This window comes from Streptomyces colwelliae (assembly GCF_048158785.1).
GTDB lineage: Bacteria > Actinomycetota > Actinomycetes > Streptomycetales > Streptomycetaceae > Streptomyces.
This window is the reverse complement of record NZ_JBLTJC010000051.1, coordinates 1-15,491: the sequence shown is the minus strand read 5'-3', so window position 1 is coordinate 15,491 and position 15,491 is coordinate 1. Positions and strand designations below refer to the sequence as shown.

The window sequence follows — 15,491 nt, the reverse complement described above, 5'->3', positions numbered from 1 at the left end:
GGTGTGCGGCGGGTGGTACCGGTGATCCTGGGCAGCCGGGCCTCCGGCGCCAGAACCCACCACGACCGCAGACGCGCCCATGGCGATCGACACATTTCCGCCCTGCGCAATCTCTTCAACCGCATGATCGGATGCCTGCACCACTGCCTCGACAACCGCGTCCGCGGAGCCTGCCCACCACCAGTCCCGTGACCAGCCCCAACTCGCCGACGGAACCCGCAGGTTCTTCCATCGGCGTCAACGTCAGCCACATATCGTCCGCGGCTACTTCGGCGGCCCCCACCTGCGCTACACCCTCGAATAGAACACTTTGAGTTTCGGATCAACCTCTCCCGTCCTATGGCTTCGGGAGATACGGATCGATGTCCGTGCCGGGTCGGGCGGTGCCGTGGCTGCGTTCGCCGCCCGGCCCGGGGTTTTCAGGCGCCCGCTGCGAGTGCGGGGTGTTCGTGTTCGCAGGTGTCGTCGATGCCGTAGGTGTCCCAGGCAGGGAACGGGTCGGCGGGTGGGAGGCTGTCGCGGTCGGTCATGAGGCAGTTGGTCAGTGCGGCGTGCAGTGTCTTCGGGTGCAGGTGTGTGCCGATGAAGACCAGTTCCTGGCCGTCGGGGCTTTCGGTGTCGTGCGCGGCGGAGGGTTCGAAGCGGGCGACGGAGCCGGCCTGGGACCACAGGCCCGTCACCCGCGGGCGGCTGGCCAGCGTGAAGAAGCCCTTGGAACGCAGGATCTGCCCGTACGTGCCGCTGTCGAGTTCCTCGGTCACGAACGTCCACAACCGGCCGGGATGGAAGGGCAGTTCGGAGCGGAAGACGGTCGAGGAGATGCCGTACTCCTCGGTCTCGGGGATGTGGTCGCCGTTGAGCTCCCGCACCCAGCCGGGGGCCTGTTGGGCGCGTTCCAGGTCGAAGAGCGCGGTGCCCAGTACGTCGCCGACCTGCACACGGCCGTGGACGGCCGGGATGACGCGTGCGGCCGGGTTGAGGCGGGTGAGGGTCGCCCACAGGCGGTCCGCCAACTCCTCGTCGACGAGGTCGAGTTTGTTGAGGATGATGACGTCGGCGAACTCGATCTGGTCCATGAGCAGGTCGCTGACGGTGCGTTCGTCGTCCTCGTACTGATCCAGGCCGCGTTCGACGAGTTCGTCGCCGCTGGTCAGCTCGGGCAGGAAGTTGGCGGCGTCGACGACGGTGACCATGGTGTCCAGGCGGGCGATCTCCCCGAGGGTGGCGCCGTCGTCGCGGGCGAAGGCGAAGGTCGCGGCCACCGGCATGGGTTCGGAGATGCCGGACGACTCGATGAGGAGGTAGTCGAAGCGGCCCTCGCGGGCCAGCCGGTCGATCTCCTCCAGCAGGTCGTCGCGCAGGGTGCAGCAGATGCAGCCGTTGGTCATCTCGACCAGGCGTTCCTCGGTGCGGGACAGGGCCGCCTCGCCGCCGCGCACGAGCGCGGCGTCGATGTTGACCTCGCTCATGTCGTTGAGGATCACGGCGACGCGCAGGCCCTCGCGGTTGCCGAGGACGTGGTTGAGGAGGGTGGTCTTGCCCGCCCCGAGGAATCCGGACAGGACGGTGACGGGCAGTCGGTCGTGAGAGTCGTAGGACATGGAGGTCAGCCCTCGGCGCGCAGCAGCCCGCGCTCGTACGCCTTCGCCAACCGCTGGGGCACCAGGTACGGGACGCCGTCGATGGTGAGCGGCACGAGCGCCGGCGTGATCGCCTTCCACTGGGCGCGGCGGTGACGGGTGTTGCTGCGGGACATCTTCCGCTTGGGAACGGCCATGGGATCCTCCTGGACGACTGGGATGGCTGCGACGACTGCCGGTGAGCTGCGGCAAAGCTATATGAAAATGGATACCATTACTAACTGGATGGGTTGGACGAGCTGGACCGGCCGGACCGGCACCGTGGGCAGAGGCCGGTGAGTTCGACGGTGTGCTCGACCTCCGCGAAGCCGGAGGTGTCGGCCACCCGCCCGGCCCAGGTCTCGACCGCCTCCGAGTCGACCGGGGTGCTCAACCCGCAGACCCGGCACAGCAGGTAGTGCTGGTGCTCGGGGGACGGGCGGTGGCGGAAGAGGCGTTCACCGCTCCGGTCGCGTACGACGTCGGCGCGGCCGGCGTCCACGAGGGCGGCCAGGGTGCGGTAGACGGTATTGAGGCCCACGCGCGCGCCTTGAGTTCTCAGTACGTCGTGCAGGGCGCGGGCGCCGACGAAGCCGCCATGGTCGATCAACGCCCTTACCACGCTGGTGCGTTGGACGGTGCGGCGGCCGATGAGGTCCAGGTCGTCGGCCGGCGCGCTCATCACGCCTCCGCAAGGCCGACGCGGACGTGGGGTCGGCGTGCGGCAACGAGGACGGTCGCGTAGACGGCCGTGGCGACGGTCATGATGGCGAAGCTGGGAGGCAGTTGGGGGACGTAGTAGCTCAGGGCCAAGCCCGCCCACATCTCCGCCACCGCGAGTCCCGCGGACAGGGCCAGGGCGGGATAGGGCCGGTCGGTCAGCCGTTGCGCGGCGCCGGCGGGTGCGGGCAGCAGGCCCAGGAGCAGCAGTGACCCGACCGCCTGGGTGGCCTCGGCCGCGCAGGCGCCGACCAGGACCAGGAAGGCGAGGCCCAGCAGGCGTACCGGCACTCGCCGGGCCGTCGCCACCGCCTCGTCGACGGAGGCGAAGAGCAGGGGCCGGGCGATGGCGAGCACGGACAGGCAGATGAGGGCTCCGACGACGGCCGCGAGCCACGCCTGTCCGGCCGACAGGCCGAAGATCGATCCGAAGAGGACGTTCACCCCGGTGAACCGCTCCGGGATCGGTGGAGGCTCTATGCGTTGACTCCAGCCGCCGGTTGGGGCTGGTGTTGAGCGTAGTAGTTGGTCTCGTGCTCGTGGGGCGGGACGTCTCCGATCGCGGAGTGGAGGCGCTGGTTGTTGAACCAGTCCACCCATTCCGCGGTGGCGAGTTCGACGTCGGCAAGGCCGTGCCAGGGCTTTCGCGGTTTGATCAACTCCGTTTTGTAGAGGCCGATCTGGGACTCTATGAGGGCGTTGTCCAGGGCATCGCCGACGGTGCCGATTGAAGCATCGACGCCGGCCTCGAGAAGGTGGGCGGTGAACGCGAAAGATGTGTACTGGCTGCCCGCATCCGAGTGATGAACCAGCCCTGGACCAGCGGGAGTTCCCCCCCGGCTCCGACGCCACAACGCCATACCCAGGGCATCGAGCACGAGCTTGGCCCGCTTGCTGGTGGCCGCGGACCAGCCGACGATCGTCCGCGAGTACACGTCCACGACGAACGCGACGTAGACGATCCCGGACCAGGTGGCCACGTAGGTGAAGTCGGCCACCCACCGCTGGTTCGGATGGGATGCCGTGAAGTCGCGCCTGAGCAGGTCACAGGCCCTCTCGTCGCCGTCATCCCGGATGGTGGTGCGGATCTTCTTCCCGCGCCGCGCGCCCTGGAGGCCAAGGTCGCGCATCAGCCGGGCCACCGTGCAGCGGGCTGCCGGTATGCCTTCACGGTGCAGCTGCCGCCAGACCTTCCGCACCCCGTAGACGCCGAAGTTGTCCGCGTGAACTCGGCTGATCTGCGTCTTCAGCTCCTCGTCGCGGACCGACCGGTCGCTGGGAATGCCACTCTTGGCGGCGTAGTAGGTGCTCGTTGCGATCTTCAGTCCGTGGCTGGTCAGGACACGGCAGATCGGCTCGACTCCGAACACCCTGCGGTGCGCGTCGATGAACGCTACGAGCGCTTCGACGGCCGGTCGAGCTCGGCCGCGAAGAAAGCCGACGCCGCCTTCAAGGTCTCGTTGGCCCGCCGCAGCTCGGCGTTCTCGGCCCGCAGCCGCTTGATCTCCACGGCCTCCTCGGACCTGACGCCGGGCCGCCTGCCGCCGTCGACTTCGGCCTTGCGGACCCAGGTCCGCACCGTTTCGGCCGCACCAATCCCCAGCTTGGCTACGACCGCCTTCATCGCGGCCCACTCGGTCGGGTAGTTGGGACGGATCTCCGCGACCATGCGCACCGCGCGCTCACGAAGCTCGGGCGGGTAGGGGGACGGACGTGCCATGACTCGATCCTCTCAGGGAATCGAGCCTCCATCAGGCCCGGAGCGGTTCACTTGAGGAGCGCCCCGGCATCGATCGGCAGCGTCACGCCGGTGATATAGCGTCCTTCGTCCGATGCCAGGAACAACACGGCGTTGCTGATGTCCAAGGGCTCCATCCACGGAGTGGGGAGCAGGTGCAAGTTCTGCGACACCGCCGCGAAGTCGTCGATGGTCGGGTTCTCCAGGTCGGGACGGAACATACGGTACGTGCCGTCGTGCATCACCATGGGCGTGTTCACCTGGGTGGGGTGGATGGAGTTGACCCTGATGTTGTGTGCTCCCAGCTCCATCGCCAGGGTGCGCATCAGGCCGACGACTCCGTGCTTGGCGGCGACGTAGTGGCCGACGTTGGGGTAGGCCGACAATCCGCCGACGGAACTGGTGAGGACGATCGATCCGCCGCGGCCGGCGGCGACAATGTGCGGGGTCGACACCTTGGTGGTGAGCCAGACGCCGGTGAGGTTGACGTCGATCATGTCGCGCCACGTCTTCTCGGCCATGACGTCGAGCGCGGCGCCCGTGCTTCCGAGGCCGGCGTTGGCCACGACGATGTCCAAGCGGCCCAGTTCGGCCACGCCGTCGTCCACCGCCGCCTTCAGCGTGTCATGGTCGCGCACATCCGCCTGGACTGCGACAACGCGTCGGCCCAGAGCCTTTACCTGCTCGGCGGTCTCGTCCAGGTCCTCGGGAGTCGACATGGGGAACATGACGCCGTCGAACTGCTTACAGACATCGATGGCGATGATGTCGGCGCCCTCCTGCGCCAGCCTCACCGCGTGACTGCGGCCTTGACCGCGTGCCGCGCCGGTGATGAACGCGACCTTGCCTTCGACTCGTCCAGACATTGCCTACCTCATTCGTTGATGTGGGGGCACCGACGTCGACGGTCTGTCGCACCGGCTGCTGAAGACCCTGCTCTCGATGACGCGTCCACTGAAACCACAGTGCCGGGCTGCTTTCACCGCGGTCGAACAGCCGCACCGGTAACCGCGCGAGGGTGGCAAGTGCTCCCCCGGTACACCTTCGCGGCAGGCTTGGACCGCCGGTTACGCATGGCCAAGGCGATGAGCAACAGAGCGGCAGCCCCGAGGGCCAGCGGCACGACGCGCTGGAAAATCCTGGCGCCGGCCGTGTCCAGCAGGTCGATCGGTTCGGCGGTTCTGTGTGCGGCGGTGGGGCTGTCACCTCCAGGAGCCGATCCCGTCGGGTCGTAGGCGGGTCCGGCCGGTGGTGGCGGTGAGGGATCCGTCGTCGCGTCGGCGAGCTCGCTCGCGGCTGGGCTGTCGGGTGTCGTCGTGGTCAGTTCGCCGGCGAGGTTCGCGGCGAACCGGCCCATGAGTGCGCCGGATACTTCGGCGAGGGCGCCGCGACCGAACTGGGCCGGCCTGCCCGTGATGGTGACGTCGGTTTCCACGAGGACGTCGGTGGAGTCGCCGGAGCCGAAGAGTCGGCAGGTGACCACGGCTTTCGCGGTTCCGTTGCCTCGGCTCTCCCGACCGCTGGCTTCCAGCACCGTGACCTTGGCCGCCTCGTCCTGTGACACGAATCTGACGGTGCCGCTGTAGGCCAGGGCGATCGGGCCCAGCTTGACCTTGATCCTGCCGTGGTAGTTGTCGCCCTCCCTGGACGTGAGCGTCGCACCGGGCACGCAGGGCGCGATGCGCTCGATGTCGAGCAGAACCCGCCAAGCCTGGTCTTCCGAGACGGGAATGGTGAGTGTGTTCTCCAGTTTCATGCGGATTCCCTGGCGTTCGTCGGCAAGGGTTGCAGGGCCGGTCGTCGCGGGTGGGCAAACGGCGGACACCGGTTCGTGATCGGCCCCGCGTCGGCTCCGTTGGGCCGGGTCACGCGACATCACGTGGCACCCAGGTTCCGGCCGCGGGACGCACCTCCCGCTGTTCGTCATCGCGTGCGGGAACGCACGTCGGAATCAGGGAGGTTCATGTCGGGCGGCGGCCGACGCATCGCTCGCGGCAGTTGTCTTCGCGGCCGCACGGACGGCGTTGATGATGCCCTGGTACCCCGTGCAGCGGCACAGGTTCCCGGACAGGACGTCGCGGATCTCGGCGTCGGTGGGTTCGGGGTTCTCCTGCAAGAAGGCCGTGGCCGAGACCACGAAGCCCGGCGTGCAGAATCCGCACTGCAGTCCGTGGTGTTCGCGGAAGGCGGCCTGGACGACGGACAGTTCGCCATCCGGCGACGCGAGTCCCTCCACGGTGGTCACCTCGGCGCCGTCGGCCTGCACGGCGAAGACCAGGCAGGCACGGACGGCTTCACCGTCGAGGACGACCGAACAGGCGCCGCAGACTCCGTGCTCGCAGCCGAGGTGCGTGCCGGTCAGCCGGCAGTTCACCCGGAGGAAATCGGCGAGGGTGAGCCGGGGCGGTACGGTCGCCCGGCACGGTTTCCCGTTGACCCGTAACTCGATGTCCACCTCAGTCATTGACTGCCTCCTGTACGGCGCATCGCCAGGCGCGTGCCACCATGGCCGACCCCACACGCTTGCGATAGGCGGCCGACCCGTGGAGGTCGGACGGAACAGATTCCAGGACGGACACCGCGGACTGCCCGATGTCGTCGGCGACCGCTTCGGTGGGGGCGGTGCCGAGCAGCGCGGCTTCCACTTCGGTGGCCCGGCTGGTGGTCGGGCCGAGTCCGAACAGACCGATGCCGCAACGGTCGATCCGCGCGTCGGCGTCCAGGCCGACGGCGACGGTGGCGCCCGCGATGGCGAAGTCGCCGCTTCTGCGGGCGAATTCCTCGACCGCGAAGCCGCAGGGGCCCGGCAGGACGGGGAAAACGATTCCGGTGAGCAGTTCGTCCGGCGCCAGTTCGGTGCTCCACATGCCGGTGAAGAACCGGGACGCCGGGATCATGCGGCGTCCACGGGGTGAGAGCGCCTCGATTTCGGCGTCCAGGGTGAGCGCGACCGCGGGGTATTCGGCTGCGGCGTCCGCATGCGCGATCGAGCCGCCGATGGTGCCGCGGCTGCGGATCTGGAAGTGGCCGATCAAGGGAGTGGCACGAGCGAGCAGAGGTACGGCTGTGCGGATCTCGTCCGAGCGCTGGATGGTGGCCTGCGTTGTCCCGGCGCCGATCCAGACGGATTCGCCGCGTCGCTCGATGCCCCGCAGCTCCTGCAGTTTCCGCAGATCGACGAGGTGGTCGAAGACCGCGAGCCGAAGGGCCAGCATCGGTACCAGGCTCTGGCCGCCGGCCAGGGCCTTCGCGTCCTCCCCCAGGTCCGCGAGGAGAGCCACTGCTTCCCCTGTGTCCGCGGGCGCGTGATAGGCGAACGGTGCCGGCTTCATGCGGTCCCCGTCCCGGGCTTCGCGGCGGACGTGCCCACGATCGGGATCCCTTCCTCGTGGAGCACGTCCACGCCTCCTTCGCGAAGGAGACGTGCTTCCTCCAGCAACGCGACGACGGACGCGGGTGACAACGGCAGTCGGGTGATCTTCACGCCGAACGGTGCTAGGGCGTCGGCCACCGCGTTCACGACGGCCGGCGGGGCGCCGATCGCACCGCCCTCGCCGACGCCCTTGTGGCCACCCGGTCCGGGGCCGGGCGTCTCGATGTGCCCGAGTTCGATCGTGGGTACCTCGGTGGCCGTGGGGAGGAGGTAGTCCATGAACGTGGTGCTGACGGGGTTGCCGTCATCGTCGTAGGCGAGGTGCTCGTACAGGACACCGCCGATCCCCTGCACGGTGCCACCGAAGATCTGGCCCTCCACCACACTGGGGTTGATCATCGGCCCGCAGTCCTCGCTGACGATGTGCCGGAGCAGTTTCACCCGACCGGTCACGACGTCCACCTCGCACGTGCACACGTGTGTCGCGTTGGCCCAGATCATGGGGCTTCGCGCGCGGTAGCGTCCGCTGGCCTCCAGACCGGGCTGAACGCCCGGCGGTAGGGAACCGACCTGGAAATAGGCCATGGACGCGATGTCGGCCATCGACAGCGACTCGGCGGGCCGGCCCTTCACACAGGCCACACCGCGTACGAACTCCACGTCCTGCACGGCGGCGCCGAGCCGGTGGGCGGCGATCGCCAGGATGCGTTCCCGCAGGGCGGCGGCGGTTTCCCCGACCGCGCCGGCGGTCATCGAACCGGACCGGCTCCCGCTGGTACCGCCGCCGAACGGGGTGACGGCGGTGTCGCCCTGGATGGTGCTGACGTCTTCGATCGCCACGCCGAGTGCGTCGGCGGTCAGCTGGATCACCGTGGTCTCCAGGCTGTTCCCGCAGGATCCACCGGACACGTAGACGTTGACCTTGCCCGAGGGCTCGATCCGGATCGTCGCACCCTCGGTGCTGAGAAACGGGGTCGCACCGGTGGTGGGTTCGACGTACGTGCAGGTGCCGACACCGATGTATCGCCCTTCGGCGCGGCCCTGCTCCTGCTCGCGACGGAATGCCTCGTAGTCCAGTAACTCCAGAGCCTGTTCGAACGTCTCCCTCGGTGTGATGTCGCTGTACGGCATGCCCATGCAGTTCACGGTGGGAAGTTCGTCCCGGCGCAGCATGTTCCGACGACGCAGTTCGACCGGGTCGATGCCGATCTGGCGTGCGGCCATGTCGAGGAGCACCTCGCGCGCCATCGATTCGAACTGCCAGGGACCGCGGTAGGCCATCCGGCCGCTGGTGTTGGAGAACATGAACTTGGACGAGAACGTACCCTCGGGGACCCGGTAGGGGCCGGGGAACAGCAGTCCGACGGCGATGCCGCTGTTCACCGGCGACGGTGTCGGGTAAGCGCCCGCGTCCTGTACGTGGTCGAGGGTGGCGGCGAGGATCGTGCCGTCCTCGCCGAAGGCCATCCGCGCGTCGCCGTGCTCGTGCCGCGCCTGTCCCGCCGCCATCAGGTTCTCCTGGCGGTCCTCGATCCACTTCAGCGCGACGGACAGCTTCGTCGCCGCGAGCATGACGCACATGTCCTCGCGCTGCGGCATCACCTTCTGCCCGAACCCGCCGCCAGTGTCGCGCATCGCGACCCGCACCCGATGCTCGTCGATACCGAGCAGCCGCGCGCAGAACGACCGGACCTCATGCGGGGACTGGGTGGACGACCAGATCGCCATCTCACCGCCGGGCGCCGACCACTCGGCGATGATCCCCCGTGTCTCCATCGGAACAGGCGCGTAGCACTGCTGGTGGATCGTCGCCCGGACCACATGCGGTGCAGCCTCGAAGACGCCGGCGAGGTCCTCCGCCGGACGGCCGCCGAGTTGCCCCACCAGATTGCCGGAATAGCCCGGGTGCACCAGCTCCGGAGACTCGTGGGCCGTGGCGTAGTCGACGACCGGTTCAAGAGGCTCGTAGTCGACGACAACGAGTTCGGCCGCGTCCTCGGCGACATACCGGTCGACGGCGACGACCATCGCCACCGGGTCCCCGACGAACCGCACTTCGTCCTCGGCCAGCGGGGGGCGCGGGGTGTCCGGGGCGTCCCGGCCCTCCAGCGAGTACCACCGTTCGTGGACGCCGGGGTTGAGGTCATCGGCTACGTAGACGGCCTGGACCCCGGGAAGGGCCAGTGCCTCCCGCACGTCGATGCCGGCGATCCGGGCGCGTGCGAGCGGACTGCGGACGAAACAGACGTGCAGCATCCCGGGCCGCACGACATCGTCCACGTAGGTGCCCGTCCCGGTCAGCAGCCGCAGATCCTCGACACGGAGGGTGCGGGTGCCCACGTATCGGCCGGTTGCCGTCTCCTGGATGCTCATCGGCCCACCAACGGCCGGTTGCTCTCCCCCGCACCGATGATGCCGCGGCGACGGTGCGCGCCGTGGACCGGCGCCGATCGGCATTGCGCGGTGAGCCGCTCTGCGGCTGCCAGGCAAGGACTCACTTCCGTACGCCCGCCTTCGGACGGGATACATCCGGTCTGTGTCATCGGCCGGTCCTCCACCTGCGTCGGATCCAACGGTTGGGCAAGGGGGCGGATCGGTTTGTGGGGCAGTCGCGTACCGACGCGCCACGACATGGGGCTTGCCGTTCTTGGCACTTGAGGTGCGATGTGCCCGGCCTTCGAGAAACACGCGGCCGCTCGGTGCGCGCATGGCTCTCCGGTCGCGCGGGAGGCCGCCCCGCACCGCGCTGAACAAGTGTTTAACAGGGTCTTCGGAAACGGTCAAGCACAATGCAGGCATGACTGCGCCTCGCCGAATGGGCACCGAGAACTCCCAGATGCGCCAAACCCTGCTGGATGTCGCCGAGCAACTGATGCTTAAAGAGGGGTACGCCGCCGTCGGTGTCCGCAGGGTGGCACGCGAGGCCGGCGTCGCGCCGGCGCTCGTCCTCTACTACTTCCGCACACTGGACGACCTCTTCCTCGCCCTGCTGCGACGTCTGGGTGGGGAAGAGACGGAGCGGCAGACTCACATCATCAGCTCGCATCACCCCCTCCGCGCCCTGTGGGATCTCAACCACCACAGCACCGCTCTCGTCATGGAGTTCATGGCCCTGGCCAATCACCGCAAGGCGATCCGCGCCGAAATCTGTGCCAGCGCGGAGCGGTACCGCAACGCACAACTCGACGCCCTCACGCAGAAGATCGCCGAGGAAGACATCAGCCTCCCCGACGTGCCTCCCGTCGCGGTCATCTTTCTGGCGGCTGCGGTCTCCCGCACGATGGTGATGGAGAAGGCCCTGGGGATGACCTCCGGACATGCGGAGACCCTCGCCCTCGTCGAGCGCCTCCTACGGAGATCGGAGGAGGATTCCATGGATCCGCCCAGGCCCGACCACACGAATGACGAACAGCCCGACTGCGCATAGCCCTCGGCGTCCGAAGAGTCCGACCGTCGGCGGTCAAGGGTGCACGCGCGGTCCATGGCGCACCAGAGCCGACTCGCCGTGGACGGTGTCGGCCTACCAGAACACGGGTGACGCGTCAGCAATCGGCTGCTCGCACGAGATCTCCGACCCAGATCATCGAGGTGCGCAAGGACTCCCCGATCGGCCGGACAGGGGATCCGAGGGCTCATCACGGGACAGGCGATCACGAGGATCCGGCAGCACGAGCGCGCCGACGGAAGCGAGGCCGAATCCGCGACACCGGCGGACGTCTCGACAGCGCGGCGCTCACCGCCATCGGCAAAACGCCACATCGGACTCCTGCGGCATGGCACGGCCCACATGGCCGGCACGTCGCCCGCCTGATTCCGCCGGGACAGGACCCGGCGGAATCATCACCGGTCCTCGGCGCTTGCCCGCCGAGGACAGGTCATGCCCCTGGCTCGACCGTGTCCGAGGAGACGCCCCCCGCACCCAACACCGCAGGACGGAACCACCCCTCCACCACCAACCGCCCCACAAGAACCCGCTGGTCAGCCCCGCAACCATCTGTGAATAGTCCCCCCTGCGGTGTGGGGTGCGGGGGTGCGACGGACACCCTCGGGTGCCGGGGCACGACAAAAAAAAAGGGGGGCAAGGGTGCCCGTGAGAAGGACAGAAGAGGAGGCGCGCGGGAAGGAGACACGGAATATGCGCAGAATCGATATCGAAGCGCTTCAGGAATCCGTTGTGACGCGCAGTCAACAGTGATTATCCTTCATCTCCCTTGACATCAGGTGCAGTTGGCCGCAAACCCGGACCCGAAGAGGTTTTCCGTGCCCACACCGCCCCCCGCCCAGCAGGGCTTCCCCGACGACGAGGGAGCCGACGACTTCGTACGGTTGTTCCGGCAGGCCTTGGCACCCGCCGAACGGGAATCGCTGGCGTACACCCCGCCCCTCGTCGTCCTGGACATCGGAGACGGCGGCGCGGAGTACGACGCCCGGGTGCGCCGTGTGGTCGACGCGCTGTTGCGGGCCTCGCGGAACGACCAGGACCGGACGACGGTCCCGTACGCCCTCGTCACGGCCTCGAAGGACAGCGACCTGCTCAGCGGCACCGCCACCCGGGGTCTCTTCTTCGGCATGCCCAGGAACATGACGCCGGACCGGCTTCCGGGCTTCTGGCCGCTGTCGGACGCCGTCTCATCCATACGTGACCTTGTCGGTCAGGGGACCAAGGCACCCGGCTCCCAGGCCCTGCGCGACCACGCCTACGAGCAGCTGCGCCTCAACCGACGGCAGCGCCACGAGGGAGGTCCTCAGACCGTCTCCTGGGCGTTCGGCGGCGGCGATGCTCCCCCGGTCGGCGGGTTGCGCGGCTGGCTGCTCGGCTCCCTCTGGCACGGGATCACCCGCACCCTCCCGCGACGGCGCTGGGAGCTGCGCAAGACCCGCAGGCTGATGCGCCCCGGACGCCTCGCGCGCCGCAGGCGCCCGGGGTGGCTGGGCGAGGCGCTGGGCATGGCCCAGGGCTCCGCGACCGTGTTCGAGGTCATGGACGAGGTCGCGGACCGGCAGCTGCCCCGGCTGGTCCTGCCCGAGGACCACCCACGGCACCAGGAATCCCTGTTCGCCCTCGAAAAGCTGCTGACCCGGGCACTGCTCGAAGATCTCGCGGATCCCCCGGTCGGCCGTCGGCTGCCCAGGCGGCGGCGCCGTACCGCCCGCCCCCTGCTGCTGGTTCCGATACCCAGGGAAGACGCACCGGGCGTGGCGGCCGTCGAGCGGTTCCTGCGCGCCTTCCATGAGGAGCGCGGCCACACCGCGAGCCGGCCCGGTCCGCTCGTCGTCGCGATCGGCCGGCCCTCGCAGCGGTTGCTCACCACCCTGGGCGACCCGACGGCGATCGGCTTCGGACAGGCGGGCCAGTTGCTCCAGCAGCCGCAGCCGCCCACCGGCCCAGCCCTGGTGAGGCTCCAGGACGAGCCGTTCGAACGGGACGGAATCGTCGTACGGCACTGCCTTCCACGGACGTTCCGGATCAGCGGACGCACCGTCGCCACCACGGCGGTGACCGGTGTCAGCCTGTTCTCGGTCTTGCTCGGTGTCGGCGCATGGCAGATCTTAGATGGCCCAGACGTCTCCTACGAGTGTGTCGGCGGCACCCAGACCGTCGCCGAGGACGCGGGCGCCAAGATCAATGTGCGGGCCACGGAGTGGTACCAGTCAGCCAGGGACCGGATCGACCAGCAGAACAAGCGCGTCATGGACAACTACGCGCAGCACAGAACCGTGCGGACCGTCGTCGCTTTCGTCTCCGAACCGCCCGTCGGCGTGGACGCGATCCGTTTCGACGGCCTCATACCCGAGCTGCGCGGCATCGCACTGTGGCAGCAGGACCTGAACGACCAGGCGGCCAACGACCCTTCCCTGGTGCCGCTGCTCGTCGACGTCCGCACCACCGGGGAGTCGTTCGCCAACGCCGAGGCCAAGGCCAAGGAACTGGTCGGCGAGATCCGCGGCGAAGCGGGGCAGCCCGCGTACGAGAGAGTCGTCGGTGTCCTCGGATTCGCGCAGAGCCGTGAGTCGACCCAGGCCGCGCTCAAGGTGCTCGACCAGGCCAGGATCCCGGTCATCGGCACCACCGCGACCGCCGACGAGATGCAGAACGCCGCCCGCACCAGCTACTGGCCGCTCACGCCGAGCAACTCGACGGAGGCCGCCATCGAGGCCTCGTTCGCGAGCCAGGAGAACATCGTGGCCCGCCAAGGCTCCGAGACCCAGTGCACTCCCGCGCAGCACGCCATCGTGATCGAGAGCTCCGCCGACCTCTACAGCCGCAGCCTGGCCGGCAAGTTCATCGACGAATTCCCCGGTACCGAGCCGGTGTTCGACTACAGCCAGGAGAACCAGTACGGGAACGGAGGACCGCCCGCCACGATGAGGACGTCCAGCGCCGACACACTGGCCAAGCAGCTCTGCAAGGCACTGGGGTCCCAGCCTGACTCGGTCGTGTACTGGTCGGCGCGGGCCAAGGACTTCAGCGCGTTCGCCAACGCCCTGGACCGGTCGGGCACCTGCATCAACCACGACATCACGGTCCTCGGCGGCAACGAACTCACCAACGTGGCGCAGACCGGCACCTTCGCGAATAAGGACTGGCTGCGCCTCTACTACTCCGCGCACCGGCTCCCGTCCACGGACATCCGGGCCAGCACGAAGACCGAACATTTCGTCACGGAGTACACCGACTTCGTCAAGGAGACCACCACGGGCAAGGATCCCTGGCGGCAGGACGGCCACTCGGCGGTCTCGTACGACGCCTTCCACGTCCTGTCCCAGGCGGTGATCGAGGCCTATCAGGCGGACCCGACCGTCAGCCGGGCGAACGTGCTCCAGGCGCTCCAGGACGGCATCTCCTTCGATGGAGCCACCGGGTACGTCTCCTACGGCGCCGACGTCAACGCCCCGCCCGTCGACAAGACCCTGGTGCTGCTCCGGCAGGTGGCGGACCGGCCGGAGGTGGTGGTGGCGTGCGGGGCGTACCAGCAGGGCGAGGACTACCGGTACCAGAAGCAGGGAGTCCCGTGTGACGCCGCCGGGTGACGCTCGGCTTGGCGCGCACGGTTTAAGGTCCCGGAGCCCCAGCCCGCCAGGGACGGGACGGCCTTCGAGGCTCAGCGCCGGTTTTCGTTCCGGTGTATAGAGCGCCGTTCACGTGGACAGGGCAGGGGCCGAAGAAGACCACCGCCGCAAAGCCCTGAAAGCTACCGGTGAGTTACTTGTTCCCTGGTGTCCGAGCTGGGACTCCGGAGCCAGATCAGAGCGAATTCCGAGACGCCGGCGAGAGGTTGCAGCAGATACGCGGCCGCTTCACGGAGGTGTGGTGACTGTGGGACTTCCGGTCTTCAGGCGAGCCTTGAACTGCGGTGACCTGGCCTTTTATGGTTTCGTGCCGGTGGGAGGGTTGCGAGTGGGCGGTTCGTGAGTCTATGAGCGGTTCTGGTGTCGCCTGATGGTGTGGGCGAAGCCGGAACGTGCCGGTCCGATGGCGGTGGCCTGCTGGGATCGGTAGGTGAGTGAACGCAAGCCGTACCAGAGCGACTTGACGGACGAGCAGTGGTCGTTGATCGAGCCGGTGCTCACGACCTGGAAGAACCGGCACCGTTCCGTCAGCGGGCATCAGGGCCGTTACTCGATGCGGGAGATCGTGAACTCGATCCTCTACCAGTCCCGGACCGGCTGTCAGTGGGCTCTCCTGCCGAACGACCTGCCGCCGAAAAGCGCAACGTACTACTACTTCGCCGCCTGGCGGGACGACGGTACCGACCAACAGATCCATGAACTCCTGCGCTGTCAGGTGCGGGAGAGGTACCGGCGGTTAGAGGACCCGGCTCTGGGCTCGGGGGAGTGCCGTTTCCCGGCGTTTACCGAGGCCGGGATACGGCGCACGCGTCGGCGTATACGCGCAACGGCAGGGCCGCATGCCGATGGTGTCCCGCGAAGTGGTGTAGCCGGTCAAGGTTCGTGAACGCGCGGGTGTCTGCCCGGGGCGTGCATCTGCTGGCGGTGCCTGCTCCCTGAACAAGGGCAGGCCATCGCGCAAGTCTCCGTG

The 15,491-nt window shown here is 68.3% G+C and carries 12 protein-coding genes and 1 pseudogene; 3 read left to right on the top strand and 10 right to left on the bottom strand.

Going from position 1 to position 15,491, the window contains the following annotated elements; genetic code table 11:
• Positions 1–419 precede the first annotated feature (419 nt).
• The 10 genes from ACNFOC_RS13540 to ACNFOC_RS13495 all read right to left on the bottom strand — a co-directional run bounded on the left by ACNFOC_RS13540 (position 420) and on the right by ACNFOC_RS13495 (position 9,823).
• Entirely contained in the window at positions 420–1,601 is a 1,182-nt protein-coding gene (locus ACNFOC_RS13540) for a GTP-binding protein (protein WP_416959363.1), read from the bottom strand.
• Between the two features lie 5 nt (positions 1,602–1,606).
• The gene (gene rpmF, locus ACNFOC_RS13535; RefSeq protein ID WP_416959362.1) at positions 1,607–1,777 is read right to left on the bottom strand and encodes a 50S ribosomal protein L32; all 171 of its coding nucleotides are present in this window, start codon (positions 1,775–1,777) and stop codon (positions 1,607–1,609) included.
• Between the two features lie 80 nt (positions 1,778–1,857).
• On the bottom strand, positions 1,858–2,301 hold the full coding sequence (locus ACNFOC_RS13530; protein ID WP_416959361.1) for a Fur family transcriptional regulator: 444 nt from the start codon (positions 2,299–2,301) through the stop codon (positions 1,858–1,860).
• Positions 2,301–2,783, bottom strand: a complete 483-nt coding sequence (locus ACNFOC_RS13525) for a metal ABC transporter permease (protein WP_416959360.1) — start codon at positions 2,781–2,783, stop codon at positions 2,301–2,303. Before ACNFOC_RS13525 ends, ACNFOC_RS13530 begins: the two co-directional genes overlap by 1 nt.
• A 32-nt stretch (positions 2,784–2,815) precedes the next feature.
• Positions 2,816–4,059, bottom strand: a protein-coding gene (locus ACNFOC_RS13520; RefSeq protein WP_416959359.1) for an IS3 family transposase whose coding sequence is annotated in 2 segments (ribosomal slippage) — positions 2,816–3,777 and positions 3,777–4,059 — 1,245 coding nt in all. Because the reading frame shifts where the segments join, the coding sequence is not laid out codon by codon here.
• Positions 4,060–4,106: 47 nt separating this feature from the next.
• Entirely contained in the window at positions 4,107–4,943 is an 837-nt protein-coding gene (locus tag ACNFOC_RS13515) for a mycofactocin-coupled SDR family oxidoreductase (RefSeq protein ID WP_416959358.1), read from the bottom strand.
• Between the two features lie 113 nt (positions 4,944–5,056).
• The gene (locus tag ACNFOC_RS13510; RefSeq protein WP_416959357.1) at positions 5,057–5,833 is read right to left on the bottom strand and encodes an SRPBCC family protein; all 777 of its coding nucleotides are present in this window, start codon (positions 5,831–5,833) and stop codon (positions 5,057–5,059) included.
• A gap of 195 nt (positions 5,834–6,028) precedes the next feature.
• The gene (locus tag ACNFOC_RS13505; protein ID WP_416959356.1) at positions 6,029–6,541 is read right to left on the bottom strand and encodes a (2Fe-2S)-binding protein; all 513 of its coding nucleotides are present in this window, start codon (positions 6,539–6,541) and stop codon (positions 6,029–6,031) included.
• The gene (locus tag ACNFOC_RS13500) at positions 6,534–7,409 is read right to left on the bottom strand and encodes an FAD binding domain-containing protein (RefSeq protein ID WP_416959355.1); all 876 of its coding nucleotides are present in this window, start codon (positions 7,407–7,409) and stop codon (positions 6,534–6,536) included. Before ACNFOC_RS13500 ends, ACNFOC_RS13505 begins: the two co-directional genes overlap by 8 nt.
• Positions 7,406–9,823 carry a xanthine dehydrogenase family protein molybdopterin-binding subunit gene (locus ACNFOC_RS13495; RefSeq protein WP_416959354.1) on the bottom strand — a complete coding sequence of 806 codons (2,418 nt, stop codon included), beginning with the start codon at positions 9,821–9,823 and terminating at the stop codon, positions 7,406–7,408. The genes ACNFOC_RS13500 and ACNFOC_RS13495 overlap by 4 nt, the downstream gene beginning before the upstream one ends.
• 424 nt (positions 9,824–10,247) lie before the next feature.
• Between ACNFOC_RS13495 and ACNFOC_RS13490 the strand changes: the two genes are divergently transcribed.
• The 3 genes and pseudogenes from ACNFOC_RS13490 to ACNFOC_RS13480 form a co-directional block, all read left to right on the top strand.
• Positions 10,248–10,877, top strand: a complete 630-nt coding sequence (locus tag ACNFOC_RS13490) for a TetR/AcrR family transcriptional regulator (protein WP_416959353.1) — start codon at positions 10,248–10,250, stop codon at positions 10,875–10,877.
• Between the two features lie 833 nt (positions 10,878–11,710).
• The gene (locus ACNFOC_RS13485; protein WP_416959352.1) at positions 11,711–14,482 is read left to right on the top strand and encodes a type 1 periplasmic-binding domain-containing protein; all 2,772 of its coding nucleotides are present in this window, start codon (positions 11,711–11,713) and stop codon (positions 14,480–14,482) included.
• 469 nt (positions 14,483–14,951) lie between these two features.
• Positions 14,952–15,275, top strand: a pseudogene (locus ACNFOC_RS13480) (transposase); the annotation flags it as partial.
• Positions 15,276–15,491 lie beyond the last annotated feature (216 nt).